Genomic DNA, 25,207 nt, shown 5'->3' on the forward strand with positions numbered 1-25,207 from the left:
CGGCCCTAAAGCCCCCCCAACCGGTAGGAGCGGCTTAAGCCGCGAAGGCTCCGCGGCTAACGCTGCCCCTACGGGGGGCGTGTCAAATCGCTTCGAGCTTGGCGTAGCCCATCATCAGCCACTTGCTGCCTTCGGCGAAGTTGACCTGCACCCGGGCCTGGGCGCCGGCGCCTTCGAAGTTGAGGATCACGCCTTCACCAAACACTGCATGTTTGACCTGCTGGCCCAGGCTGAACTGGGTTTCCGGGATGCCGGTACCGCTGAACAGGCTGCTGTTGTTGACCTTTGGGGTGCCGCCGAACGGCCGGCTGACGCTGTTGGACAGGCGCACTTCCTGGATCAGCCCGGTCGGGATCTCGCGTACGAAACGCGACACCTTGTTGTAGGTCTCACTGCCATACAGGCGGCGGGTTTCGGCGTAGGTCATGACCAGTTGCTGCATGGCCCGGGTGATACCGACATAGGCCAGGCGCCGCTCTTCTTCCAGGCGCCCCGGCTCTTCGAGGCTCATCTTGTGCGGAAACAGGCCTTCTTCCATGCCCACCAGGAACACGTGGGGGAATTCCAGGCCTTTGGCGCTGTGCAGGGTCATCAACTGAATGCTGTCTTCGTGCTCATCGGCCTGGGCGTCGCCGGCTTCCAGCGAGGCGTGGCTGAGGAAGGCCGCCAGCGGCGACAGGTCTTCTTCGTTTTCGCTGTTTTCGAAAGCGCGGGCGGCGCTGACCAGTTCCTCAAGGTTTTCTACCCTGGCCTGGCCTTTTTCGCCCTTTTCCTGCAGATGGTAGTCGATCAGCCCCGATTGCTCGATGACGGTCTGGGTCATCAGGTGCAGCGGCATGTCCATGACCTTGGCGGCCAGGTTGTCGATCAGCTCGACAAAACCGTTGAGGGCGCTGGCAGCGCGGCCGGTCAGGCCCTTGTTGGCCACCAGCAGGCACATGGCTTCCCACATGGAGACGCTGCTGTGCCGGGCATGTTCGCGGATGGCCTCGACAGTCTTCTCGCCGATGCCGCGGGCCGGCACATTGATGACCCGCTCCAGCGCAGCATCGTTGCCACGGCCTTCGAGCAAGCGCAGGTAGGCCATGGCGTTTTTGATTTCGGCGCGTTCGAAGAAGCGCTGGCCGCCATAGATACGGTACGGAATTCGTTCGCGCAGCAGCGCTTCTTCAAGCACCCGGGACTGGGCGTTGGAGCGATACAGGATAGCGATATCGCTACGTGACAGACCGCTCTTGAGCGCGCTCTCGATGGTCTCGACCACATAGCGTGCTTCGTCGTGTTCGTTGAAGGCCGCATACAGGCTGATCAGTTCGCCATCGCCGCCGTCGGTCCACAGCTCTTTGCCCAAGCGGCCACTGTTATTGACGATCAGACCGTTGGCCGCCTTGAGAATGCTGGCGGTGGAGCGGTAGTTCTGCTCCAGGCGGATGACTTCTGCGTCGGGGAAGTCTGAAGAATACTGCTGGATGTTCTCGATGCGTGCGCCGCGCCAGCCGTAGATCGACTGGTCGTCGTCGCCGACCACCATCAGGCTGTCGCCGCCCTTGGCCAGCAAGCGCAACCAGGCGTACTGCACGGCGTTGGTGTCCTGGAACTCGTCGACCAGCACATGCCGGAAACGGCGCTGATAGTGTTCCAGCAGGCCGGGATGGTCACGCCACAGGTCCAGGGCACGCAGCAGCAGTTCGGAGAAGTCGATGACCCCGGCGCGCTGGCAGGCGACCTCGTAGGCCTCATAGATGCTGCGCATGGTCATCAGGAACAGATCGCCACTGGCCTGAATGTGTTGCGGGCGCAGGCCTTCGTCCTTCTGGCCGTTGATGAACCATTGAGCCTGGCGGGCCGGCCATTTCTGCTCATCCAGCCCCAGCTCACGGATTACCCGCTTGACCAGGCGCTGCTGGTCGTCGCTGTCGAGAATCTGGAAGGTCTGGACCAGGCCGGCTTCCTGCCAGTGCGCGCGCAGCAGGCGATGGGCCAGGCCGTGGAAGGTGCCGACCCACATACCGGCCGGGCTGATGCCCATCAGTTGCTCGATACGGTGACGCATCTCGGCGGCGGCCTTGTTGGTGAAGGTCACCGACAGGATCGAGTGCGTCGAGGCCTGCTCGACCTGCATCAGCCAGGCGATACGGTGCACCAGGACGCGGGTTTTGCCTGAGCCAGCGCCAGCCAGGACCAACTGACGACCCATGGGCGCGGCTACTGCCTGGCGCTGGGCGTCGTTGAGGGAATTGAGCAAAAGGGAGAGGTCATCATGCATGGGCGACATTCTAGGGTTTGCATTGATGCCGGGCAAACCATGCGTGCACCCATGGATATAAAAAGTCTGGGTCAGCAAACGATTGCGCGCTGGCGCAGCGCCGGTATCAAGGCCGCAACCTGTCTGGCTCAAGGTTGTCAGAGAAATAAGGCGATAATTTTTCTACACTCAGGCTGTTTGGACTTGCCGAGTGCTTGTGTATGCTCCGCACACGCTCAAGGCACCCTAATATCAACAAGAATGACGCCATGACTCTCCGCTTCAGTCCGCACGATCCCTTTGGCACGCGTCGTCGGGACATCCGCCAGCAGTTTGCCCCGCACCTTGAGGTCGAGCGCACCCGGTTGCTCTATCAAGGCTCGCTGCTGCCCACGCTGTGTATGTTCATCAATGGCCTGATCTGCGCCTGGCTGTTATGGAGCCCGCAGCGCGACTGGCAGGTGGGTATCTGGCTGGTCTGGCTGGTGGCTCTGGTCGGCTTGCGCATCGTGCAGGTCACCGCGTTTCATGCCGCAGCGCCCGAGCGTCAGGCGCTGCCAGCCTGGCGGCACCGGTTTTTGCTCGGCGCGCTGGTCAGCGGCCTGACCCTGGCTTGCGCGGCGATGCTGCTGGTGCCGGTGGACAATTTCGAACAGCAAGCCTGGGTGTTCGGCATGATCGGCGTGGCGACCCTGTCGGCCAGTGTCGCTTATGCAGTGAGCCTTTCGGCGTTCTTCACGTTCAGCCTGTCTTGCCTGCTGCCGCCGATCATCTACCTGTTCTGGGGCACAGATGTGCCCAATCGTGGCTGGGGCTGGCTGGGGCTGGTGGTGTTGCTGGCGCTGATCGTGGTGGTGGTGCAGATCAATCGTCTGGTCCGGCGCAGCCTGATCCAGCGCTTTCAGAATCAGGCGCTGATCGAGCATTTGCAGCAGGCTCAGAGCCGCAGCGAACAGCTCAATGAAGAGCTGGCCAGAGAAATCGAACAACGCCGCCAGGCCGAGCGCAGTTTGCGCAAGGCTCAGGCCGGTCTGCAGAATCGTGTCGAACAGCGCACCCGGGAGCTGGAGCAGGCTCGCCAGGCGTTGAGCAAGAGCCCGCCGCCCCTGGCGGCGACGGTATTTGCCTCGGCCAACGAAGGCATTGTCATCTTCGACCCCGAGTACCGGATTCTGACCATCAACCAGGCATTCAGCCGGGTTTCGGGTTACAGCCAGGAAGACCTGGTCGGCCGTAAGGTCACCGATATCGCCAGCAGCCGCGATGCCCGGCGCTACTTCCCGGCCATTCATCAGGCGCTGGAAGAAACCGGCCATTGGCAGGGCGAGTTGGTAGAAGCGCGCAAGAACGGCGAACTGTACCCGCAATGGTTGCAGTTGAGCCTGGTGCGTGATGCTGCGGGAACGGCCAGTCACATTGTCGGCTTCTTTACCGACCTGTCATTCAAGCGTGAATCCGAAGAGCGTCTGCGCTACCTGGCGCACTTCGACGAACTGACCGGTCTGGCGAATCGCTCGCTATTTAAAGAACGCCTCAACCAGGCTTGCCAGCGAGTACGCCAGGGCTCGCGCAGTCTGGCCTTGCTGCACATCGATCTGGACCGCTTCAAGCTGCTTAACGACAGCCTGGGTCATGAAGTGGCCGACCAGTTGCTGCAGCACATCGCCCGGCGGCTGAGCAGCGCCTTGCCGGAAGCCGACACCATTGCGCGGCTGTCTGGCGATGAGTTTGCCGTGTTGTTCGATACCTATGCCAACCTCTCCAGCCTGGCGCGGGTCACTACCCGGATGCTCAACAAACTGCATGCGCCGGTACTGGTGGCCGGCCACGAGCTGGTAATCAGTGCCTCGGTAGGTATCAGCCTGCTGTCGGATTCGGCGCGTGATGTCAGCGCTTTGGTCAATCAGGCCAATATGGCCATGAAGCATGCCAAGCATCTGGGCGGCAATAACTTCCAGTTCTTCACCGAGAGTTTGCAGGCCAGCACGCTGGAACGCCTGCAAATGGAAATCCAGCTGCGCAAAGCCATCGAAGAGCAGCAGTTGCGGGTCTTTTACCAGCCCAGATTGTGCCTGAGCAGCGGACGCCTGGATGCCGCTGAGGCGCTGGTGCGCTGGCTGCATCCGGAGCGCGGCATGGTGCCGCCCGGCGAATTCATCGGCCTTGCCGAAGAAACCGGGCTGATCGGTGCGATTGGCGAGTTCGTGCTGCGCCAGGCCTGCCGGCAAGCCTGTGAGTGGGAGCGTATGGGGCTGGAGCCGATCCGGGTGTCGGTCAACCTGTCGGTGTATCAGTTGCGCCAGGGCAAGCTGGTCAGTCTGGTGCGTCAGGTGCTCGAAGAAACCGGGCTGGACCCGCACCGCCTGGAGTTGGAACTGACCGAGAGCCAGTTGCTCGACAGCGTGGAATACATCATCGCCACCTTCCAGCAGCTGCGCGGCCTGGGGGTGAAGCTGGCGATCGATGATTTCGGCACCGGTTATTCGTCGCTGAGCTACCTCAAGCGCTTCCCGGTGGACTACGTGAAGATCGACCAGACCTTCATTCGTGGTCTGGACGAAGGCTCCGGTGATGCGGCGATCATTCAGGCGATCATCGCCATGGCCCACAGTCTGGGCCTGAAAGTAGTGGCCGAAGGGGTCGAAGAGCAAACCCAGCTTGAGTTTCTCAAGCAGCAGGGCTGCAACGAAGTGCAGGGCTATCTGATCAGCAGGCCGGTAGAAGCGCAGGTGCTGGCAGAAAAGCTGCAGGGTACGGTCTGAATGACGTTCGGGGCAGGGCAGTTATCGCCTTGCACGCTCTGATGTTTGCTTGGGTGTGCCCTTTAGCTGGGCGTCTGGCGGCTCATGTAGTATAACTACAAGCCAGCTACACACCTGCCACCGCACCTTCTGATCGAGTCTTTCCTGTGAATCTGCTGCAACACATCACCCAGTCCCGCAACCTGCTGCGCAAGTCGGAACTCAAAGTCGCCGATCATGTGCTGCTTGATCCTGCGGCCGTGATGCACAGCTCCATGGCCGATCTCGCGCACAGCGTGGGTATCAGTGAGCCGACCATCGTGCGCTTCTGTCGCGCCATTGGCTGCACCGGCTTTCAGGACCTGAAGCTCAAGCTCGCGCAAAGCCTGGCGGCGGGTGCCAGTTTCGGTCAGTTCGCGATCAATGAAAACGACTCGGTCGCCGACTACAGCCTGAAGATTTTCGACACGACCCTGCACACCCTGATGGAAGTGCGTGAGAGTCTTGATTCCCAGGCTGTGCAGCTGGCGGTGACCGCCATGGCTGGCGCCAATCGGGTCGAATTCTACGGTTTCGGCGCTTCCGGCGCGGTGGCGGCTGATGCCCAGCACAAGTTCTTCCGCTTGCTGCTCAATGCTGCGGCCTACTCCGACCCGCACATGCAGGCCATGTCGGCGGTGACGCTCAAACCCGGTGATGTAGCGGTGTGCATTTCTCAGTCGGGGCGCTCCAAGGACCTGCTGATCAGCGCCAACATGGTTCGCGAAAGTGGCGCCACGCTGATCACCCTGTGCCCCAGCCAGACCCCGCTGGCCGAGCTGTCGACCATCAACCTGGCGATCGATGTGCATGAAGACACCGAGATTTACACGCCACTGACCTCGCGCATTGCGCACCTGGTGGTCATTGATGTGTTGGCCATGGGCGTGGCCATGGCCCGCGGCCCAAGCCTGGTCAATCACCTCAAGAGCGTCAAGCGCAGCTTGCGCAGCCTGCGGCTGTCGCCCAAGTCGATCAAGAATCACGACGACTGATCCGCGTTTTTCCTGGGCTGGTGTGTTCCGGGCATGGCGAGCGCCAGCGAACACAAGGATCGCTGGCAAATCACGCTGGCGGGTTAAATCAGGCTGCCGGCTGAATACCGCTGATGCTCAGGATGACCTCGCCTCTATGGTAGACAGACACGCTTTGGTAGCTGATCAGGTCGAACACCGAGAAACTCACGGGTTTGTCGAGCGCAGTGGTGTCGCCAAAGACGGGCTCGCCGGTCAACTGCAGGTCCAGTTGAAGGTGGGTGGGTGAACGATCTGCTGCCTGGATCAGTACCGGCTCATAGGCAGCGCTCGGCACAGTGACCATCGCTGACACCTTGACCTCACGCTTGTTGGTGGCCGCTGTTTTGTCGAACCGGATATTCCAGTTTTTGGTTTGAATCGTCATTTGAGTCTTCCTTGGGTGGACATTTTTTAGCGAAGAGATCATCGCCGAAGGGCATGAAGATCGAGGCTGGTTTGGACCGAGGATTGCCTAGCACAGCATCAGAAGGTCGGTGCTCTTGAGGATTAGTTCCTCTCCATGAAAGATGAGCACGTCGTTGTATTTCATGGGGCCTGGCTCAAAGTAAGACACCGGTTTGTCGACCAAGGGGGTAGCAGTTGAGTTGTATTCAACGGGCAGGATGATATTAAGTCGTAGCGCGGAGGATGCTTGATCTGGAGCGGCCTCCAGCCTGGCATCGTAAGGAACGCTAACGATACCTGAAACCCTGAGGCCTTCAGCATCAGGTGTTTTGTCGAATTCGATATTCCAGTTTTTGGTCTGAATGCTCATCTTTAATATTCCCTTATTTGTGATTGTCAGCAGGGTGTCATAAAGCTTTATTCGCCCTGTAAATTCACTATCCGGGAATTGAACCGCGGGGTTGCGGTATATATATATGTTGGGCTTTCGGTTGTTAGTTGTTTTTTCTGGTTGTTCGGGGGGGTAATAGTTTGATAGCGAGATAAGTATATTTTGCTATTGGTTTAAAGGTGGCAGAGCGTCTGTAACGGCGGCCAGAAATTTCATCAACCTGTCATGCCTTTGCCAAGGTATCGTCATCGCTGCAAGCCACTCTGAAGCTCCCGCATAACGTACTGGGAGACAGAAAATGGCTCGGCATTACGATGATATTCAGAACAGCGCCGTAAAAACCCGCCGTCAGCAAGAAGATCAGCGGCGCATGGCGTTTCGCCGTGCAATCGAAACCTACTCCGAAGAACGTCGCCTGACCCAGAGTCTTGGCGACTATATCGACGACGTTCCTGACCAGCTTTGGCAAGTCAGCCTCGCGTCTTCTGATCGTCGAAGCGCTCGGCCAGCCGGCTGATCTGCGCTCGCTCGGTGCGGATAAAGCCCAGGAAGGCATGCGCCACCGGCGACAGCCGCTTGTCCCGGGCCTGAACCACGCACCAACTGCGATACAGCGGCAACTCGGCCACCGGCAGCTCCTTGAGTGTGCCGCTGGCCAGTTCGGCGCTCAGCGCATGGCGAGTCAGCATCGCCAGCCCGAGACCTGCGACCACGCACTCGCGCTGCGCTTCACTGGAGGACACTTCCAGGGTCTGGGTGAAGTGCACACGCTTTTCCTTGAAGTATTCCTCGCAGGCTTTGCGCGTGCCCGAGCCGCTTTCACGAATCAGCAGCGGCCATGGCTCCAGATCTTTCAGGCTCAGCTGCGCCTGCTCGCACAGCGGATGACCGGCAGGCGCCACCGCGACAATCGGGTTGTTGAGAAAGGGCAGGAACTCCAGGTCCATGTCTTGGGGCACCATCGACATGATCACCAGGTCATCACGGTTATCTGACAAACGCCGGATCACCTGAGCGCGGTTGACCACTGCCAGTGCCAGGCTGACTTCCGGGTATTGGCGCTTGAAGGCGGCGAACAGGTGCGGCACGAAGTATTTGCAGCTGGATTCGATGGCCAGCTTCAACTGGCCCTGAAGCGAGCCCTGCATGTCCGATAATTGCATGTCCAGGCTTTCGAGACGCCCAAAAATATCGCGACTGGCCTGGCGCAGGGCGTCGGCGGCTTCGGTCAGGTATAGCTTTTTGCCCACGTACTCGAACAGCGGTTGGCCGACCAGCTCTTCAAGCTGGCGAATCTGCAGGCTGACAGCAGGTTGAGTGAGCGACATTTCTTCTGCCGCCCGGCTGTAGGAGCGCAGGTCGCACACTTCGTTGAAAATTCGTAATTGACGCAATGTCATACGCATCAATGAGTTACGCATTTTTTTGGCATCCGGTTCAGGCTTTAGACACTGACTATAAGCTTTTGCTTATGCTTCACCCAATTTTTACTGATTTTTGTTTATCGCTGATCCGGCTTAGGGTGTCTTGGCGTCGACGAGTCACATGAGCTGTTACAAAAATAAAGCGACGACTGTCCGGGTTCACGGGCAGTCCAGTGCCGACCGGGATACCCGGAAGGTCTGAATCAATGGTCGAGGAAAAGCCAGTGATCAAGAAAATCCTGATCGCCAACCGCGGAGAGATTGCCGTGCGCATCGTGCGCGCCTGCGCCGAGATGGGCATTCGCTCGGTTGCGATCTATTCGGATGCTGACCGTCATGCGCTGCATGTAAAGCGTGCCGACGAAGCCTATAGCATTGGCGAAGAGCCGCTGGCCGGGTATCTGAACCCGCGCAAGCTGGTCAACCTGGCGGTAGAGACCGGTTGCGATGCGTTGCACCCCGGTTATGGTTTTCTGTCGGAAAACGCCGAACTGGCGGATATCTGCGCCGAACGCGGGATAAAGTTTATCGGCCCGGCGGCCGAAGTCATCCGCCGCATGGGCGACAAGACCGAAGCGCGACGCAGCATGATCAAGGCCGGCGTGCCGGTGACTCCCGGCACCGAAGGCAACGTGGCTGATATCGCCGAGGCGCTGACCGAAGGTGACCGCATTGGCTATCCGGTGATGCTCAAGGCCACCTCCGGCGGCGGCGGGCGCGGCATCCGCCGTTGCAACAGCCGCGAAGAGCTGGAGCAGGCATTCCCTCGGGTGATTTCCGAAGCCACCAAGGCGTTTGGTTCGGCAGAAGTGTTCCTGGAAAAATGCATCGTCAACCCCAAGCACATCGAGGCGCAGATTCTCGGTGACAGCTTTGGCAATGTCGTGCACCTGTTCGAGCGTGATTGTTCGATTCAGCGCCGCAACCAGAAACTGATCGAGATCGCCCCCAGCCCGCAACTGACCCCCGAGCAGCGTGCCTATATCGGTGACCTGTCGGTGCGTGCGGCCAAGGCGGTGGGCTACGAGAATGCCGGTACTGTGGAGTTCCTGCTCGCCGAGGGCGAGGTGTACTTCATGGAGATGAACACCCGGGTGCAGGTGGAGCACACCATCACCGAAGAAATCACCGGCATCGATATTGTTCGTGAGCAGATCCGCATTGCTTCGGGCCTGCCGCTGTCGATCAAGCAGGAAGACATTATCCACCGCGGTTTTGCCCTGCAGTTCCGGATCAACGCCGAAGATCCGAAAAACGGCTTTCTGCCCAGCTTCGGCAAGATCACCCGTTACTACGCGCCCGGTGGCCCTGGCGTGCGTACCGACACGGCGATCTATACCGGCTACACCATTCCGCCGTACTACGACTCGATGTGCCTGAAGCTGATCGTCTGGGCGCTGACCTGGGAAGAGGCCATGGACCGCGGCCTGCGGGCGCTGGATGACATGCGCTTGCAGGGTGTGAAGACCACCGCTGCCTATTACCAGGAAATCCTGCGCAATCCGGAGTTTCGTACCGGGCAGTTCAACACCAGCTTCGTTGAAGCCCATCCTGAACTGACCAATTACTCGATCAAGCGCAAACCTGAAGAGCTGGCCCTGGCCATCGCCGCCGCCATCGCTGCCCACGCCGGCCTGTGAGGAATACAACAATGAGTAAGAAGATTTTCGTCACCGACACCATCCTGCGTGACGCTCACCAGTCGCTGCTGGCCACCCGCATGCGCACCGAGGACATGCTGCCGATCTGCGACAAGCTCGACAAGGTCGGTTACTGGTCGCTGGAAGTCTGGGGCGGCGCGACTTTCGACGCCTGTGTGCGCTTTCTCAAGGAAGACCCATGGGAGCGCCTGCGCCAGCTGCGCGCGGCATTGCCCAACACTCGTCTGCAGATGCTGCTGCGCGGTCAGAACCTGCTGGGCTACCGCCACTACAGCGACGATGTGGTCAAGGCGTTTGTTGCCAAGGCAGCGGTCAACGGCATCGACGTGTTCCGTATTTTCGACGCCATGAACGACGTGCGTAACCTGCGCGTGGCCATCGAAGCGGTCAAGGCCGCCGGCAAGCACGCCCAGGGCACCATTGCCTACACCACCAGCCCAGTGCATACCATCGATGCGTTCGTGGTCCAGGCCAAGCAGATGGAAGCCATGGGTTGCGACTCGATCGCCATCAAAGACATGGCCGGCCTGCTGACACCATTCGCCACCGGTGAGCTGGTCCGGGCGCTGAAGTCCGAGCTGTCGCTGCCGGTGTTCATCCACTCCCACGACACTGCCGGCCTGGCTGCCATGTGCCAGCTCAAGGCCGTCGAAAACGGCGCCGATCACATCGACACCGCGATCTCCAGCTTCGCCTGGGGCACCAGCCATCCGGGCACCGAGTCGATGGTCGCTGCGCTCAAGGGCACTGAGTTCGATACCGGCCTGGATCTGGAACTGCTGCAGGAAATCGGCCTGTACTTCTACGCAGTGCGCAAGAAATACCACCAGTTCGAAAGCGAATTCACCGCTGTCGATACCCGTGTGCAGGTCAACCAGGTGCCGGGCGGGATGATTTCCAACCTCGCCAACCAGCTCAAGGAGCAGGGTGCCCTGAGCCGCATGAGCGAGGTACTGGCCGAGATTCCACGGGTACGCAAGGACCTCGGCTACCCGCCGCTGGTGACCCCGACCTCGCAGATTGTGGGTACCCAGGCGTTCTTCAACGTGCTGGCCGGCGAGCGCTACAAAACCATCACCAACGAGGTGAAGCTTTACCTGCAAGGCGGCTACGGCAAAGCGCCGGGTGAGGTGGACGACAAGCTGCGCCGTCAGGCCATCGGCAGCGAAGAGCTGATTGATGTGCGCCCGGCCGACCTGCTCAAGCCGGAAATGGCCAAACTGCGCACCGATATTGGCGCTCTGGCCAAGTCCGAAGAGGACGTGCTGACTTTCGCGATGTTCCCGGACATTGGTCGCAAGTTCCTCGAAGAGCGCGCAGCGGGCACCCTGACTCCAGAAGTGCTGCTACCGATCCCCGAAGCCGGCGGCGTGGCCCGTGCAGGCGGCGAGGGTGTACCGACCGAGTTCGTCATCGACGTCCACGGCGAGACTTACCGGGTCGATATCACCGGGGTCGGGGTCAAGGCTGAAGGCAAACGCCACTTCTACCTGTCTATCGACGGCATGCCGGAAGAAGTGGTGTTCGAGCCGCTCAACGAGTTCGTCAGCGGCGGCGCCAGCAAGCGCGGCCAGGCCAGTGCGCCAGGCCACGTCAGCACCGCCATGCCGGGCAACATCGTCGATGTATTGGTCAAGGAGGGCGACACCGTCAAGGTCGGCCAAGCCGTATTGATCACCGAAGCGATGAAAATGGAAACCGAAGTCCAGGCACCGATTGCCGGCAAGGTCGTGGCCATCCATGTGGCCAAGGGCGACCGCGTCAATCCGGGCGAAATCCTGGTCGAGATCGAAGGCTGACCGCTCCTCACAGTTACAACGGTTAACCTCATTTGGGGAGCGTATGCTCCCCTTTTTTTTGCCCGCCATTGACCATCGGTCGCGCGACAAGCCCCGCCGTTCAGGGCGGGGAAGGATAGCGCGGACGGCGTAGCCGTCCCTGGTTGCCGTGGGGTGTCTGCTGCTGTTCGATGGATGCACCGCCACAGGATGATGCGCAGTAATACGGCGACACAGTATGCCCCTCTACAGCGATCTTTCGTTACAAAGACCCCATGGGCATGCACCTTGAAAACACCGTGCCGTCCGCGCCTAATGTCGTCTTCATTGCTCATGGCTCAAGAGCAGCATGCAACGACTTCAAGCCTTCAAGTACGAACTCATGCCAGACGGCCAGCAGGAGCGGCAAATGCGCCGCTTTGCCGGCTCCTGTCGCTTCGTCTTCAACAAGGCGCTGGCGTTGCAGAAGGAACGTCACGAGCAAGGCGAGAAGAAGCTCGGCTATGCGGGCCTGTGCAAGTTGCTGACCGAATGGCGCCATAGCCCGCAAACCGCATGGCTGGCCGATGCGCCTGTTCACCCGTTGCAACAGAGCCTCAAGGATCTGGAGCGGGCCTACACCAACTTCTTCGCCAAGCGAGCCGACTTTCCCCGGTTCAAGAAGAAGGGGCAGCGCGACAGTTTCCGCTATCCCGACCCGAAACAGATCAAGCTCGACCAGCCCAACAGCCGCCTGTTTCTGCCAAAGCTGGGCTGGCTGCGCTACCGCAACAGCCGCGAGGTGCCTGGCACGGTGAAGAACATCACCGTGAGCCAGTCGTGTGGCAAGTGGTTCGTGAGCATCCAGACCGAACGCGAGGTCGATGAGCAGCCCACGGCACAGGGGGCGGCAGTCGGCATCGACATGGGCATTGCCCGGTTCGCCACGCTTTCGGATGGTTCGTTCTACGCACCCCTCAACAGCTTCAAACGCCATGAGACCGCGCTGTGCAAAGCGCAGCAGGCGATGAGCCGCAAGGTCAGATTCAGCCGCAACTGGAACAAGGCGAAAGCCCGCGTCCAGCGCATTCACTCGCGCATCGGCAATGCCCGCCGCGACTACCTGCACAAGTGCTCCACCACGATCAGCCAAAACCACGCGATGGTGTGTATCGAGGACTTGCAGGTACGGAATATGTCCAGGTCGGCGGCAGGCACGGCCGAGGCACCGGGAAGAAACGTTCGGGCCAAGTCTGGCCTGAACAGGTCCATCCTCGATCAGGGCTGGTTCGAGTTCCGCCGCCAACTGGACTACAAGCTGGCGTGGCGCGGCGGCTGGCTGATTGCCGTGCCGCCGCAAAATACCAGCCGCAGGTGCCCGTGTTGCGGCCATGTGTCGGCGGCCAACCGCCAGACGCAGGCGCTGTTCAGGTGCGTGGGATGTGGTTTTGAAGGCAACGCCGATGTGGTCGGGGCGATCAATGTACTAAGGGCGGGACACGCCCGGTTAGCCTGTGAAGTGAGCGCAGAGGTCATGGCGCCAGCAGCAGGAACCCACCGAAGCGACTCAGGGGCGGCTCGATGCCGCGCCTGAGCGCCGTAGGAATCTCCGGCCTTCAGGCCGGGGAGGATGTCAAGCTTTCCATGGATATTCGCGCACTGCTGATCGAAAACGTGCAGCAAGGCATTGCCGACGGCACCTTGCAGATTGGCTAGGCGGTAAAACGCCTGCGTGTGGAAGGGGCCGGGATGCTTCAGACCCAATATGCGCGGATGTGCAAAATCTCGGTGCGCACCCTGATCCAGATCGAGCAGGGCGAGGGCAACCCGACCATGAAGTCCCTCAATGCCGTGTTCCGCCCCTTCGGTTTGCAGATGGGCGTGGTGCGACGGCCCCGGAAGTTGTAGGCGCCCGAGTCAGATAGCCTGGCGGCACGCTTGCAGGCTTTTGATCTGCTGCCCGCCGGTAAAGTTATCCTCTGCCAGCCACTGTTCGAACGCCCGCTGCAGGGGCGGCCATTCGCTGTCGATGATCGAGTACCAGGCGGTGTCGCGGTTAACGCCCTTGACCACCATGTGCTGGCGGAAGATGCCTTCGAAGCTGAAGCCAAAGCGATCTGCCGCGCGCATGGAGCGGGCGTTGTTGGCGTTGCACTTCCACTCCAGGCGGCGATTGCCCAGGGCGAAAGACTCTTTGGCCAGCAGGTAGATGGCTTCAGTGCTTTTGGGGGTGCGCTGCATGGGCGCGCCGAAGGTGACGTGGCCGATCTCGATGCGGCCCTGGGCCGGGACGATGGACATCAGGCTGAGAATCCCTTCGACCTTGCCGGTGGTTTTGTCCACCACGCTATAGAACCACGGGTCGCTGCTGGCGGCGTGGCCGGCCAGCCAGCTATCGAAGTCGCTGCGTGCCTGGAAGGGGCCGTACGGCAGGTAGTCCCAGAGTTTTGCATCGGCGCCCGGACCCTCCAGCGCCAGCCACAGGTCGTCGCCATGGCGTGCCGGGTCGAGTTTTTCCAGGCGGATGAAACGTCCTTCCAGCGCCTGGGAGGTGGGCAGGCGTGCGGCTTGCCAGTTCAGCTGTACGTCGGACATGGGCAGCGATCCTGTGCTTAGAAAGTCTTGCGAAATTGAATGAAGCCACCGCGCTCGGCCACTTGCTCATAGAGCCCGATGGCGGTGCTGTTGGTTTCGTGGGTCAGCCAGTGCACCTTGCGACTGCCGTGTTGTGTGGCGCTGGCGTAAACGTATTCGATCAATTGCCGGCCCACGCCGCCGCCGCGTTGCTGTGGATCGACGAACAAATCTTGCAGGTAGCAGGCGTCTTCGATGCTCCAGTTGGAACGATGGTAGATGAAGTTGACCATACCCACCGCCTCATTGCCTTGCCAGGCCAATGCGCTATGGCAGGGTTGTGCCGGGTCGAGCAGGCGTTGCCAGGTTGTCGCGCTGACTTCATTGGCCAGTTCGGTTTCGTAGAAGCGCAGGTAGGCCAGCCACAAGCCCAGCCAGGCGGCATGGTCGGCAGCGTTTACCGGGCGGATCTGTACAGCGGTCATGGCGTCTCCTTCAGCTCATCAATTGAGCAATACGTTGATCCTGTGGGTCAGGACTGGCGGCCAGGCCCTCGCGGACCCCGGCGATATCGCGGGCGTCGCGGTTCTGGCTGAGTTTGCGTTTGCCTTGCAGGCGCTCGATGGGCAAGGCGAAACCGGCAATGGCGGTGAGCATCTTGTCGATGTATTCGGCCGGCGCGTCAGCGATGGACCATGGCTGGTTGCGGCCGCTTTCATGCCGCTCAGTCAGGGCACCGAGGAGCGCGCGCAAGGGCGCCGCTTCAGTGATCAGGCGCGGCCTGCCGTAAGCATGAACGGCCAGGTAGTTCCAGGTCGGCACTGCTTTGCCGTGTTCGGCCTTGCTGGGGTAGAACGAGGGGCTGATGTAGGCGTCCTCGCCGGGAAAGACCACCAGCACTTCAGCGCTGCCGGACAGCTCACGCCACTGCGGATTGCCTTTGGCCAGGTGGCCGTACAGCGTGCCGTGAGGTCCTTCGTCACGACGTAGCAGCAGCGGCAGGTGAGTGGCCTGCAAGCCGGATTCACCCTGAGTGACCAGCAAGGCCAGGCGGCAGCGTTCGATCTGTTGCCATTGGCTGTGCAGGTCGTTGTCGCGGAAGGCAGTGGGTGTGTACATGAGATTCCCCTTGGCGAATGGACTCATCCTAGGCAGGCTAATGGCTCTTTGTAAGAGCCATTACTGAGCCATTTGATAGGGCCAATTCAATGACCGACGCACCGCTGTTTCCCTTCGACCCAGCCGGTTTTGCTCTGGACCGGCGCAAGGGGCTGAGTCGTCAGCTCTACCAGGCACTGCGCGAGCGTATTCTGGATGGGCGTCTGGCCAGTGGTACCCGGCTGCCCGCCAGCCGGGACCTGGCCGCCGTGCTGGAGATCTCGCGCAATAGCGTGATGCGCGCCTTCGACCAGCTGTATGCCGAAGGCTTTACCGAGGCCCGGGTGGGCGACGGAACCTATGTCGCCAACTTGTCGCGCATTGCGCTCAAAAAAACCTCGCCCGCAGAGTTTTCCACAATACTGTCCACAGGGTTGTCAACAAGCTTATCCACTGGTTTATCCACAAAATCGTCAAAATCGACCCATCTTGAACTCTCGAAAGTTATCCACAGTGATGCGCTACAGATCCTGGAGAGGCATCACTTACCCGCGCCCAAGGGTGGACCGCCGCGGGCTTTTCGGGTCGGTATCCCGGCGTTCGATCTGTTTCCGTTTGCCACCTGGAGCAAGCTCCACGCGGCTTTCTGGCGCAAGCCTGACTTGCAGCAGCTCGGTTATGGCGACCCGGCCGGGGATTGGCGTTTACGTGAGCTGATTGCGGTTTATCTGCGAACTTCTCGCGGTTTGTCTTGTACCCCTGAGCAAATTGTGATCACCAGTGGCGCGCAGCAGGCAATCAGCCTTTGTGCACAATTGCTTCTGAATGCCGGGGACGCCGTGGCTGTGGAAAACCCCGGGTATCGGGCGGCAGGGCACGCGTTCGCGATCGCCGGGGCGCGTTTGCAGGGTATGCCGGTCGATAACGAGGGCATGTGCTGCGCGCGATTGCAGGCCACCGGTTGCAAGTTGGCTTATGTGACGCCGTCGCATCAATACCCGACCGGGGTCGTGATGAGCCTGGCGCGGCGCCTGCAACTGCTCGACTGGGCACACAAACATGGCGGCTGGATTGTCGAGGATGACTACGATGGCGAGTACCGCTACAGCGGCGCGCCGCTGGCACCGTTGGCGGCACTGGATGCTCAAGGACGGGTGCTATACGTCGGCACCTTCGGCAAGGTTGCCTTTCCGGCGTTGCGTCTGGGGTATCTGGTGCTGCCGCCCGGTCTGGTCGTGCCATTCAGCCAGCGGCGGGCGCTGGACGTGCGCCATTCTGACGTGGCGACCCAGGTCGTCATGGCGCAATTCATCGCCCAAGGGCACTTTCAACGGCATATCCGGCGCATGCGGCGCGCCGCGTTGAACCGCCGTGATGCGTTGCTGAGCGGCTGGCCGCAGGCATTGCCTGGCTGTGAGGCGATGCCTAAAGCCGTCGCCGGTCTGCATGTGGCGGTACGGGTCGACAGCCTGGCGCGTGAGCAGCAACTGATTGCCCAGGCTGAAGCGGTCGGGGTGGAAATCAACGCCCTGAGTGACTATTGGCTGGCGGACGACAGCGCGCCGCCGGACCTGCGGGCCGGGCTGGTGCTGGGGTTTGCTGCCGTGGCCGAAGCAGAGATCGCCGCTGCGCTGGGGCGTTTGCGGCGGGCCTGGGGTTGTCAGTAACCGTTATACTCGGCGGTCTTTCTTGCAGGCTTGGGATACATCATGAGTAATTCGCTATCAGCCATGCCCCAGCGCCGGCTCGGTGCACCGTTGGCTGCGCTGTTTCTGTTGCTGATGGGTACGCAGTTTTTGCTGCTCAGCGTCGGCATGCGCCAGGTTCTGCTGTTGTTGCTTGGCGCAGCATTGGGCGTGACCCTGTACCACGCCGCTTTTGGTTTCACCTCGGCCTGGCGGGTGTTCATTCTGGAGCGCCGTGGCGCGGGCCTGCGTGCGCAGATGGTCATGCTGGCCATCGCCGTGGTGCTGTTTTTCCCGACCCTGGCCAGCGGATCGCTGTTCGGCCAGCCGGTCAATGGCCTGGTGGCGCCCGCCGGGGTTTCAGTGATCGTCGGGGCGTTTATTTTCGGTATCGGCATGCAACTGGGTGGCGGCTGCGCCTCCGGTACTTTGTTTACCGCAGGTGGCGGCAATGCGCGGATGCTGGTGACCCTGGTGTTCTTCATTCTCGGCTCGCTGATCGCGACCCACCACGTGCACTGGTGGTTCGCTTTGCCGTCGCTGCCGGCCACCTCGATGGTCAAGAGCTTCGGCTGGCTGCCGGCACTGCTGCTGAATCTGGCTATTTTCGGTTTGATTGCCTGGGTCACGGTGCGCCTGGAAAAGCGCCGTCATGGCCAGCTTGAAGCGCCGGTCAGCAGCGCGCATCGCGGCTGGCGTCGGCTGCTGCGTGGTCCGTGGGTGCTGGTCTGGGGCGCAGTGGCGCTGGCGCTGCTGAACTACGCGACGCTGGCCCTGGCCGGGCGGCCGTGGGGCATTACCTCGGCGTTCGCCTTGTGGGGGGCGAAGATTTCCATGGCGGCGGGGCTGGATGTCAGCACCTGGCCGTTCTGGCAGAGCGCTGGTAATGCCAAGGCGCTGGCTGCCCCGGTCTGGCAGGACATCACCAGTGTGATGGACATCGGCATCATGATCGGCGCCCTGTTGGCGGCCGGCCTGGCCGGGCGTTTCGCGCCGAATCTGGATATCCCGACCCGTTCGCTGGTGGCGGCGGTGATCGGTGGCTTGCTGTTGGGCTACGGTTCGCGGCTGGCCTACGGCTGCAATATCGGCGCGTACTTCAGCGGCATCGCCTCGGGCAGTGTGCATGGCTGGCTGTGGCTGGTGGCGGCTTATCTGGGCAACTGCGTCGGGGTTGGCCTGCGGCCGATTTTCTTCGCCGCTGAGCAGCCCAAGGCCGGCCTGAGCGGCTGCTGAATCGTAACAGTCGTCGAACCATCTGCAGCAAAGGCATTCAAAGCCCTGCGGGGTGGTTCGACTGCCACCTCTTTCACTGACGAGGTGGCTCGGTGCAGAAAACCATCATTTCCAAGCTCAGGTTCCTGGGCAAAACCTTCGGCTATGTAGGTTGGTCACTGTTCTGGTTGCTGATCTGGGACGTGATCGTCACGGTCGATTTCATGCTGTTTCTCGACTACAAATACTCGATGCCGGCCATGCCGCTGACGCTGCTGGGTTCGGCGCTGGTGGTGCTGACCAGCTTTCGCAATTCCAGTGCCTACAACCGGTGGTGGGAGGCCCGCACCCTGTGGGGCGCGCTGGTCAATAACTCGCGCAGTTTTGCCCGCCAGGTGCTGACCCTGGTCGAGGATGAGGGTGAAACCAATCCGATCAAGGCGGTGTTGCTGCGCCGTCATGTCGCCTATGTGAAATGCCTGTCGGCGCACCTCAAAGGCGAGAGTTGTGGCGCTGAGATCCAGGCGCTGATCGGTGCCGACGAGTTCGAACGCCGGCATGAAACCAACAATTTCCCCAATGACCTGCTCAACGTTTCGGCACTGATGATCGCCAAGGAGTATGAGGCCGGGCGTCTGGACAGCATTCGCCTGGCGCGTATCGAATCGACTCTGGTGGATATCTCCAACTGTCAGGGCGGCATGGAGCGGATCGCCAATACGCCGTTGCCTTACCCTTACGTGGCCTTTCCACGGCTGTTCATCACCCTGTTTTGCCTGATCGTGCCGATCGGTCTGGTGGAAACCCTGGGCTGGTTCACGCCGCTGGCTTCGACGGTGGTGGGGTTCATGCTGCTGGCCATCGAGAAGATCGGCACCGACCTGCAAAGCCCGTTCCGTACCAGTGAGCATGAGATTCAGATGAAGGCACTGTGTGAAAACATCGAGCGTAATCTGGACTCGATGCTGCGGGTGACCGAGTTCGAGCGCAGGGTGCGCTGAGCGGCTCGTCACACAATGGGTTTATTCTTCGTTGAGCGCTGAACGCCAGGGCGTTGTCCTGATCTGATGGGCTTTGGCAACGCCAGCGCGATGACAGGAGTGATCTGACGCATGACGCAAAATCCCATCTACACCGTCGAAGGCGAAAACAGCGAGTTCCAGCGTGCCGTCGCGGCGGCCCAGGCCACATTCAAGTTCATGTACCGCGAGCTTTCCTGGGAGCGCCGCCGGGTGGTGCCGGGCCTGGACCTGGCGGCGGTGAAAATTTCTTTCCCGGTTGAGCCCCTCGATGCCTCATCCCCCTCGGTGGAGAATATGTGGGTGACTGACGTGCTGTTCGACGGGCTGACCCTGCGGGGCGAGCTGATGAACGAGCCGCACTGGGTCACCTCACTGAATGCCGGGGATCTGGTCGCGGCGCCGCTGACAGACCTCAATGACTGGATGTATGTCTGTGGCGGGCGAGTGTTCGGTGCCTTCACCGTCGATGCACTACGCAGTGACATGGAGCCTGACGAACGGGCCGGGCACGACGAAGCCTGGGGGCTGGACTTCGGTGAGCCGGGCAGCGTCGAACTGGTCATGACCGGCATCGATCAGCCACTGCTGCGCTTTTCTCGCGACCTCGACAGCGCAGCAGACCGCGCCGCACTGGCTGAACTGGAGCGCGCCGAACATCCAATGGCTGTCAACGTGCAGGACAACATCGAACAGAACCTGGCTGAGGACCCGACGCTGATTGCGCAGACCGACGATAATGGCCAGCAATACCTGCACCGCGAAACCCTGGCGGGCAATTACGGTTTTGTAGAGGCTTTGCTGCGCCACGGTGCCGACCCTCAGGTACGCGACAGCAACGGACGCACGCCGCTGACGCTGGCGAGAATGGCCGGATGGCCACGGATCGTCGAACTGCTGGAGGCGCGCAGCCCGGCAAGCATCTGATGCACACAAAAAAAGGGCCATCACGCACCGGACTGTGGGTCGGTACGCGATGGCCCTTTTCATTGGGGCGCTTTAATTAGCGTGCGCTGGGCACGCTTTCAGCGTTCTCGCCCGCTTTGACCTGCGGTTGCTGGGTCGGGTTGGCCGGCCAGGCGTTACGGTCCAGATCCAGATCAGGGAATTTGCTGGAGTCGAACACCGGGGTCTTGATGCCGGCGGCACGCTGGTCGTCGTAGTCGCGCAGGATCCGCATGGCGACTTTGAACAGCAGGGCCAGAGCCAGCAGGTTAACGAACGCCAGCAGGGTCATGGTGATGTCGGCGAAGGCGAACACGGTCTTGAGGTCCACTGTCGAGCCCCAGAGGATCAACGCCAGCACGAATACACGATAGCCGACGATGGCCGACAGCTTCTCGCCGACCAGAAAGCGCAGGCTGTTTTCACCCAGATAGTAGTTGTAGAGAATCGAGGTGAATACGAACAGGGCCAGCGCCACGCTGATGAAGACCCGCCCCCAGTCACCGACCACTGCGGCCAGCGAGTTCTGCGCCAGCACAATACCGTCGCCGCTGTAGCCCACATCGTAGATACCCGACAGCAGGATCAGCAACGCGGTGCAGGTGCAGATGGCAAAGGTGTCGAGGAACACGCTGAACGCCTGGACCACACCCTGGGAAGCCGGATGCTCGACCTGTGCCACAGCGGCAACGTTTGGTGCGCTGCCCAGGCCCGCTTCGTTGGCGAATACACCACGCTTGACGCCCATGACGATGGCGCTGCCGATCAGGCCGCCGAACACTGGGTCCAGGCCAAAGGCGCTCTTGACGATGGTCAGCAGCATGCCGGGCACGTGCTCGATCTGCAGACCAATGACGTACAGGGTGACGGCGATGTAGATCAGGGTCTTGACCGGCACCAGCAGGTCAGAGATGGCCGCGATGCGCTTGATGCCGCCGATGAAACCCAGACCCAGCAGGATCGCCAGACAGATGCCGGCGGTGGCTCTGTCGAAGCCGAAGGCGTTGTTCAGCGAACTGGTCACTGCGTGCGATTGCAGGCCGTTGAAGGCGAAGCCGAAGGTGACCAGCAGCAGGACTGCCATGATCATGCCCAGCCAGCGCTTGCCCAGGCCGTACTGGATGTAGAACGAAGGGCCGCCACGGTACTGGCCCTCGGAGTCCTTGCGCTTGTAAGTCTGGGCCAGGGTACATTCGATGAAGCTGCTGGCCATGCCGACCAGCGAGGTGACCCACATCCAGAACACCGCACCTGGACCACCGAGGGTGACGGCCAGGCCGACGCCGGCAATGTTGCCTGCGCCGACACGACCGGCCAGGCTGAGCATCAGCGCCTGAAATGAACTCAGTTGGCCGGAGCTGCTGCGCAGGCTGTCACGGAACACCGCGAACATATGGGTGAAATGACGAAACTGTACAAAGCGCGAACGGATGGTGAAGTAACCGCCCAGACCGACGATCAACACGATCAACAGTTGGTCAGCTATGTGAACGAAAAAATCCAGCATCTTATTATTGCCTCGTGTTTTTGAGGGGGCGCACTATACCGGTGCAATATCGAGACGTCTGTAGTCGTTTTCTTGTATGTAGATGTACGGCTATAGAACATCGCGCTTGCGAGGGTTGTGCTAAGGGTTTTGCCGGTGAAACCGGAGCCTCCTTGCGTCCTGTAATCGGCAGTCATAAAAAAAGGGCCTGGAGGATTTTCCAGGCCCCTGAAAAAGCGGAGGGGTGTCTAGGCCCTCAGCCTGGTGAGCGGTGTCGGTGGAGCAATAACGTCAGGCCTTCAGTGGAACCAGGCGTGGCGCGATCATGTTTTCCGGACGCAGGATGTCAGCCAGTACGTCTTCTTCCAGCAAGCCTTCTTCACGCACCAGTTCCAGTACGCCACGACCAGTTTCCAGGGCGATGCGTGCGATACGGGTAGCGTTTTCGTAGCCGATGTAAGGGTTCAGTGCGGTGACCAGGCCGATCGAGTGCTCGACCAGCTCGCGGCAGCGTTGTTCGTTGGCCGTGATGCCGGTGATGCAATGCTCGCGGAGCATGTCCATGGCGCGTTGCAGCAGGCGGATCGAGTCGAAGATCTTGTAGGCGATCAGCGGCTCCATCACGTTCAGTTGCAGTTGGCCGCCTTCGGCTGCCACGGTCAGCGCCAGGTCGTTACCCATGATGGCGAAGGCCACTTGGTTGACCGCTTCCGGAATCACCGGGTTGACCTTGCCGGGCATGATCGAGCTGCCTGGCTGGCGCGGCGGCAGGTTGATTTCGTTGATGCCGGTACGCGGGCCGCTGGACAGCAGGCGCAGGTCGTTACAGATTTTCGACAGTTTGACTGCGGTACGCTTGAGCATGCCGGAGAACAGCACGAACGCGCCCATGTCGGAGGTCGCTTCGATCAGGTCAGCCGCCGGCACCAGCGGCTGGCCGCTGATCGTCGCCAGGCGCTGCACGGCCAGGTTCTGGTAGCGCGGGTCAGCGTTGATGCCGGTACCGATTGCCGTACCGCCCAGGTTGACCTCGGTCAGCAGCTCTGGAGCCAGGCTGCGCAGCCGGTTCAGGTCTTCGGTCAGGGTGGTGGCGAAGGCGTGGAATTCCTGGCCCAGGGTCATCGGCACGGCGTCTTGCAACTGGGTGCGGCCCATTTTCAGCACGTGGCTGAATTCTTCGCTTTTGGCCGAGAACGCATTGATCAGGCTGTCGAGGCTGGCCAGCAACGCGTCGTGACCGAGCAGCAGACCCAGGCGGATCGCGGTCGGGTAGGCGTCGTTGGTCGACTGCGCCATGTTCACGTCGTTGTTGGGGTGCAGGTACTTGTACTCGCCTTTTTCATGGCCCATGGCTTCCAGGGCGATGTTGGCGATAACCTCGTTGGCGTTCATGTTGGTCGAGGTGCCGGCCCCGCCCTGAATCATGTCGACCACGAACTGCTCGTGGAAATCACCGCGTACCAGACGCGCACAGGCTTCGCTGATTGCAGCGTGCTTGGCCTGGCTCAGGTGACCCAGCTCAAAGTTGGCATCGGCTGCCGCCTGCTTGACCATGGCCAGGGCCACGACCAGTTTCGGATAATGCGAAAGAGGAACGCCGGAGAGGTGAAAGTTGTTCACCGCACGAAGGGTCTGGATGCCGTAGTAGGCGTCGGAGGGTACTTCGAGCACACCAAGCAGGTCTTTTTCGATACGCGATGATGCAGGCGAGGACATGATAGAGGTCATCTCAAGGAAGGCATGAATAATGCCGGAGCGCCTTGATATTGGGGCTCCAAGAGAATCTTGACCAATGCTGTTGCATAATATGCCATGCACTAACGGCATAATGTCATGTGACTTGACCTAATTTATGCTTTATATACGCGCGTCAATCGCGCTTTGCGTTTCTTAGTGAAAAACGGGTGTCCGGGAGGACCAGATGAACCTGGAAAGCAAATGGCTGGAGGATTTCAGCGCCCTGGCCGCGACCCGCAGTTTTTCCCAGGCGGCCGAACGTCGATTCGTCACCCAGCCGGCCTTTAGCCGGCGTATCCGCAGTCTTGAGGCGGCGCTGGGGCTGACCCTGGTCAACCGTTCGCGCACGCCCATCGAGCTGACCGCTGCCGGGCAATTGTTTCTGGTTACCGCGCGTACGGTGGTCGAGCAGCTCGGGGAGGTGGTGCGCCACCTGCATCATCTGGAAGGCGGGCAGGGCGAGGTTATCCAGGTGGCAGCGGCGCACTCGCTGGCGCTGGGCTTCTTCCCGCGCTGGATCGCTCAATTGCGCAATGACGGCCTGAACATTGCGACCCGTCTGGTGGCGACCAACGTCGGTGAAGCGGTGCATGCCTTGCGTGAAGGTGGTTGTGACCTGATGCTGGCATTTTACGACCCGGATGCGGCGTTGCAGATGGACGCCGAAATTTTCCCCTCGCTGCATCTGGCGCACAGCGAGATGCTGCCGGTCTGCGCTGCCGACGCGCAGGGCCAGCCGCTGTTCGATCTGGACAACGGCAGTACCGTGCCACTGCTGGCTTACAGCGCCGGCGCGTTTCTCGGGCGTTCGGTGAACTTGTTGCTGCGCCAGAGCAATCTGCGTTTTTCCACGGTGTACGAGACGGCCATGGCCGAGAGTCTCAAGTGCATGGCCGTGGAGGGGTTGGGCGTTGCCTGGGTTCCGCGCCTGAGCATGCGTGCCGAGCTGGAGCGCGGTGAACTGGTGGTGTGTGGCGGGGCGCACTGGCATGTGCCGCTGGAAATCCGCCTGTACCGCTGCGCCCTGGTACGCAAAGCCAACGTGCGCCTGCTATGGCGCAAGCTGGAAAGCGCGGCGGCTGGCACCAGCGAAGACGTCGAAGGGGTCATTCATCCTTCAGGTAATGCCTGATGGCCTCACGATTGGACTCGCTGAATTCATAGCAATTGGCGACCAGAGCGGTGTGGTTGGGATACATCAAGGTACGGCAGGGTGGAAGGGCGGCCAGGCGGAAATAGGCGTTCTCATGGGTGGCGCCAAACAAATGGCCGACTTCGTGGGCGATATTGATGTAGGCACGCAGCGAAGCAATGGCTTCGTTCATCTGCACCCGGGCAATTCCGCCCACGTCGTGGGTCAGGTTGTGACGGGTCACCAGCACATACTTGTGGCGTCGGGAGTCGAGGGGCAGGTTGTTGGCATGCAGGTAGGCGCTCAGCCGCTGGCGCCATTGCTCGATGGCCTGGGTGCTGTCGCCGGTCCTGTAGCCGAAATCGGTGATTCCCGGTTGATGGCGCTTGGTGATGACATGGGTCCGGCGACCGGTAACTTCGGTTAGCTCCTTTAAAAACCAGTCAAGATTGTCAGATTTGACCCCGGCGATTTCCTGATCGGTGAGTTGGTCGTGGAAAAACAGGGTCAGAAAGATCGGTAGCAGGTGGTCACTATCCACCTGGTCGTGAGCGGCCAGGGCGCTGCTTGAGAGGTACAGATTCAAGGCCAGTATCAGGCCAAGTTGTTTCAGGCTCATGTTCAAGACTCCATTCAG

The 25,207-nt window shown here is 60.8% G+C and carries 21 protein-coding genes and 1 pseudogene; 12 read left to right on the top strand and 10 right to left on the bottom strand.

Translation table 11 applies throughout. The features are described 5' to 3' along the window. Positions 1-82: 82 nt before the first annotated feature. Positions 83-2,266, bottom strand: a complete 2,184-nt coding sequence (gene uvrD, locus NRB16_RS25745; RefSeq protein WP_253142656.1) for a DNA helicase II — start codon at positions 2,264-2,266, stop codon at positions 83-85. A 248-nt stretch (positions 2,267-2,514) separates the two neighbouring features. On the opposite strand from uvrD, the gene NRB16_RS25750 reads away from it, so the two are divergent. Further along, positions 2,515-5,007, top strand: coding sequence for a bifunctional diguanylate cyclase/phosphodiesterase (locus tag NRB16_RS25750; RefSeq protein ID WP_045485503.1), 2,493 nt, complete (start codon positions 2,515-2,517; stop codon positions 5,005-5,007). Between the two features lie 146 nt (positions 5,008-5,153). Next, complete coding sequence (gene hexR, locus NRB16_RS25755) at positions 5,154-6,020, top strand: transcriptional regulator HexR (protein ID WP_045485504.1); 867 nt, start codon at positions 5,154-5,156, stop codon at positions 6,018-6,020. 88 nt (positions 6,021-6,108) lie between these two features. Here the strand turns inward: hexR and NRB16_RS25760 are convergent, their stop codons facing one another. Both NRB16_RS25760 and NRB16_RS25765 read right to left on the bottom strand, forming a co-directional pair. Further along, a complete protein-coding gene (locus NRB16_RS25760) occupies positions 6,109-6,426 on the bottom strand; it encodes a hypothetical protein (RefSeq protein WP_253118144.1) in 318 nt (105 codons plus the stop codon). Positions 6,427-6,513: 87 nt separating this feature from the next. Beyond that, positions 6,514-6,816 carry a hypothetical protein gene (locus tag NRB16_RS25765; protein ID WP_257107278.1) on the bottom strand — a complete coding sequence of 101 codons (303 nt, stop codon included), beginning with the start codon at positions 6,814-6,816 and terminating at the stop codon, positions 6,514-6,516. Between the two features lie 319 nt (positions 6,817-7,135). Here NRB16_RS25765 and NRB16_RS25770 point away from each other — a divergent pair, with 319 nt between their 5' ends. Beyond that, positions 7,136-7,354: a PA3496 family putative envelope integrity protein gene (locus NRB16_RS25770; protein ID WP_084709911.1), complete on the top strand. Its 219-nt coding sequence runs from the start codon at positions 7,136-7,138 to the stop codon at positions 7,352-7,354. On the opposite strand, the gene NRB16_RS25775 is transcribed toward NRB16_RS25770, so the two are convergent. Next, on the bottom strand, positions 7,308-8,258 hold the full coding sequence (locus NRB16_RS25775) for a LysR family transcriptional regulator (protein ID WP_306456531.1): 951 nt from the start codon (positions 8,256-8,258) through the stop codon (positions 7,308-7,310). The genes NRB16_RS25770 and NRB16_RS25775 overlap by 47 nt on opposite strands. A 227-nt stretch (positions 8,259-8,485) precedes the next feature. On the opposite strand from NRB16_RS25775, the gene NRB16_RS25780 reads away from it, so the two are divergent. The 4 genes and pseudogenes from NRB16_RS25780 to NRB16_RS25795 all read left to right on the top strand — a co-directional run bounded on the left by NRB16_RS25780 (position 8,486) and on the right by NRB16_RS25795 (position 13,587). Next, positions 8,486-9,901, top strand: coding sequence for an acetyl-CoA carboxylase biotin carboxylase subunit (locus tag NRB16_RS25780; protein ID WP_045494075.1), 1,416 nt, complete (start codon positions 8,486-8,488; stop codon positions 9,899-9,901). An 11-nt stretch (positions 9,902-9,912) separates the two neighbouring features. Beyond that, positions 9,913-11,721 carry a sodium-extruding oxaloacetate decarboxylase subunit alpha gene (gene oadA / locus NRB16_RS25785; protein ID WP_045485514.1) on the top strand — a complete coding sequence of 603 codons (1,809 nt, stop codon included), beginning with the start codon at positions 9,913-9,915 and terminating at the stop codon, positions 11,719-11,721. A gap of 328 nt (positions 11,722-12,049) precedes the next feature. Further along, positions 12,050-13,273: a transposase gene (locus tag NRB16_RS25790; RefSeq protein ID WP_257107279.1), complete on the top strand. Its 1,224-nt coding sequence runs from the start codon at positions 12,050-12,052 to the stop codon at positions 13,271-13,273. A 50-nt stretch (positions 13,274-13,323) separates the two neighbouring features. Then, a pseudogene (locus NRB16_RS25795) lies at positions 13,324-13,587 on the top strand (helix-turn-helix transcriptional regulator). A 9-nt stretch (positions 13,588-13,596) separates the two neighbouring features. On the opposite strand, the gene NRB16_RS25800 reads toward NRB16_RS25795, so the two are convergent. The 3 genes from NRB16_RS25800 to NRB16_RS25810 are packed head-to-tail and all read right to left on the bottom strand — an operon-like array spanning position 13,597 to position 15,372. After that, positions 13,597-14,274: a GNAT family N-acetyltransferase gene (locus tag NRB16_RS25800; protein WP_257107280.1), complete on the bottom strand. Its 678-nt coding sequence runs from the start codon at positions 14,272-14,274 to the stop codon at positions 13,597-13,599. A gap of 17 nt (positions 14,275-14,291) precedes the next feature. Then, on the bottom strand, positions 14,292-14,738 hold the full coding sequence (locus NRB16_RS25805; RefSeq protein WP_045485521.1) for a GNAT family N-acetyltransferase: 447 nt from the start codon (positions 14,736-14,738) through the stop codon (positions 14,292-14,294). A gap of 10 nt (positions 14,739-14,748) precedes the next feature. Beyond that, the gene (locus NRB16_RS25810) at positions 14,749-15,372 is read right to left on the bottom strand and encodes an FMN-binding negative transcriptional regulator (protein WP_045485523.1); all 624 of its coding nucleotides are present in this window, start codon (positions 15,370-15,372) and stop codon (positions 14,749-14,751) included. A gap of 89 nt (positions 15,373-15,461) precedes the next feature. Between NRB16_RS25810 and NRB16_RS25815 the strand changes: the two genes are divergently transcribed. From NRB16_RS25815 to NRB16_RS25830, 4 genes are all read left to right on the top strand, one after another. Continuing rightward, positions 15,462-17,018 (top strand): PLP-dependent aminotransferase family protein, encoded by a 1,557-nt coding sequence (locus NRB16_RS25815; RefSeq protein ID WP_257107281.1) that lies wholly within the window; start codon positions 15,462-15,464, stop codon positions 17,016-17,018. Positions 17,019-17,060: 42 nt separating this feature from the next. After that, complete coding sequence (locus tag NRB16_RS25820; RefSeq protein ID WP_045485526.1) at positions 17,061-18,272, top strand: YeeE/YedE family protein; 1,212 nt, start codon at positions 17,061-17,063, stop codon at positions 18,270-18,272. A gap of 92 nt (positions 18,273-18,364) precedes the next feature. Next, a complete protein-coding gene (locus NRB16_RS25825; RefSeq protein ID WP_045485528.1) occupies positions 18,365-19,252 on the top strand; it encodes a bestrophin family protein in 888 nt (295 codons plus the stop codon). A gap of 111 nt (positions 19,253-19,363) precedes the next feature. Further along, positions 19,364-20,197 carry a DUF2314 domain-containing protein gene (locus NRB16_RS25830; protein ID WP_253117821.1) on the top strand — a complete coding sequence of 278 codons (834 nt, stop codon included), beginning with the start codon at positions 19,364-19,366 and terminating at the stop codon, positions 20,195-20,197. Positions 20,198-20,273: 76 nt separating this feature from the next. Here the strand turns inward: NRB16_RS25830 and NRB16_RS25835 are convergent, their stop codons facing one another. Beyond that, positions 20,274-21,722, bottom strand: a complete 1,449-nt coding sequence (locus tag NRB16_RS25835) for a sodium:alanine symporter family protein (RefSeq protein WP_045485532.1) — start codon at positions 21,720-21,722, stop codon at positions 20,274-20,276. A 270-nt stretch (positions 21,723-21,992) separates the two neighbouring features. Continuing rightward, positions 21,993-23,417 (bottom strand): aspartate ammonia-lyase, encoded by a 1,425-nt coding sequence (aspA, locus tag NRB16_RS25840; RefSeq protein WP_045485533.1) that lies wholly within the window; start codon positions 23,415-23,417, stop codon positions 21,993-21,995. A gap of 205 nt (positions 23,418-23,622) precedes the next feature. On the opposite strand from aspA, the gene NRB16_RS25845 reads away from it, so the two are divergent. Then, a complete protein-coding gene (locus tag NRB16_RS25845) occupies positions 23,623-24,570 on the top strand; it encodes a LysR substrate-binding domain-containing protein (protein WP_045485534.1) in 948 nt (315 codons plus the stop codon). On the opposite strand, the gene NRB16_RS25850 is transcribed toward NRB16_RS25845, so the two are convergent. Next, positions 24,545-25,189 carry a hypothetical protein gene (locus tag NRB16_RS25850; RefSeq protein ID WP_052483376.1) on the bottom strand — a complete coding sequence of 215 codons (645 nt, stop codon included), beginning with the start codon at positions 25,187-25,189 and terminating at the stop codon, positions 24,545-24,547. The two genes, NRB16_RS25845 and NRB16_RS25850, sit on opposite strands and share 26 nt — an antisense overlap. Positions 25,190-25,207: the final 18 nt, after the last annotated feature.

The organism is Pseudomonas sp. LJDD11, from assembly GCF_024584215.1.
In the GTDB taxonomy this organism is placed as follows: Bacteria; Pseudomonadota; Gammaproteobacteria; order Pseudomonadales; family Pseudomonadaceae; genus Aquipseudomonas.

Coding starts and splice junctions, on each gene's coding strand:
- uvrD (WP_253142656.1), bottom strand. CDS start 2,266: ATGCATGATGACCTCTCCCTTTTGCTCAATTCCCTCAACGACGCCCAG.
- NRB16_RS25750 (WP_045485503.1), top strand. CDS start 2,515: ATGACTCTCCGCTTCAGTCCGCACGATCCCTTTGGCACGCGTCGTCGG.
- NRB16_RS25760 (WP_253118144.1), bottom strand. CDS start 6,426: ATGACGATTCAAACCAAAAACTGGAATATCCGGTTCGACAAAACAGCG.
- NRB16_RS25765 (WP_257107278.1), bottom strand. CDS start 6,816: ATGAGCATTCAGACCAAAAACTGGAATATCGAATTCGACAAAACACCT.
- NRB16_RS25770 (WP_084709911.1), top strand. CDS start 7,136: ATGGCTCGGCATTACGATGATATTCAGAACAGCGCCGTAAAAACCCGC.
- NRB16_RS25775 (WP_306456531.1), bottom strand. CDS start 8,258: ATGCGTAACTCATTGATGCGTATGACATTGCGTCAATTACGAATTTTC.
- oadA (WP_045485514.1), top strand. CDS start 9,913: ATGAGTAAGAAGATTTTCGTCACCGACACCATCCTGCGTGACGCTCAC.
- NRB16_RS25790 (WP_257107279.1), top strand. CDS start 12,050: ATGCAACGACTTCAAGCCTTCAAGTACGAACTCATGCCAGACGGCCAG.
- NRB16_RS25800 (WP_257107280.1), bottom strand. CDS start 14,274: ATGTCCGACGTACAGCTGAACTGGCAAGCCGCACGCCTGCCCACCTCC.
- NRB16_RS25805 (WP_045485521.1), bottom strand. CDS start 14,738: ATGACCGCTGTACAGATCCGCCCGGTAAACGCTGCCGACCATGCCGCC.
- NRB16_RS25810 (WP_045485523.1), bottom strand. CDS start 15,372: ATGTACACACCCACTGCCTTCCGCGACAACGACCTGCACAGCCAATGG.
- NRB16_RS25815 (WP_257107281.1), top strand. CDS start 15,462: ATGACCGACGCACCGCTGTTTCCCTTCGACCCAGCCGGTTTTGCTCTG.
- NRB16_RS25820 (WP_045485526.1), top strand. CDS start 17,061: ATGAGTAATTCGCTATCAGCCATGCCCCAGCGCCGGCTCGGTGCACCG.
- NRB16_RS25830 (WP_253117821.1), top strand. CDS start 19,364: ATGACGCAAAATCCCATCTACACCGTCGAAGGCGAAAACAGCGAGTTC.
- NRB16_RS25835 (WP_045485532.1), bottom strand. CDS start 21,722: ATGCTGGATTTTTTCGTTCACATAGCTGACCAACTGTTGATCGTGTTG.
- aspA (WP_045485533.1), bottom strand. CDS start 23,417: ATGTCCTCGCCTGCATCATCGCGTATCGAAAAAGACCTGCTTGGTGTG.
- NRB16_RS25845 (WP_045485534.1), top strand. CDS start 23,623: ATGAACCTGGAAAGCAAATGGCTGGAGGATTTCAGCGCCCTGGCCGCG.
- NRB16_RS25850 (WP_052483376.1), bottom strand. CDS start 25,189: ATGAGCCTGAAACAACTTGGCCTGATACTGGCCTTGAATCTGTACCTC.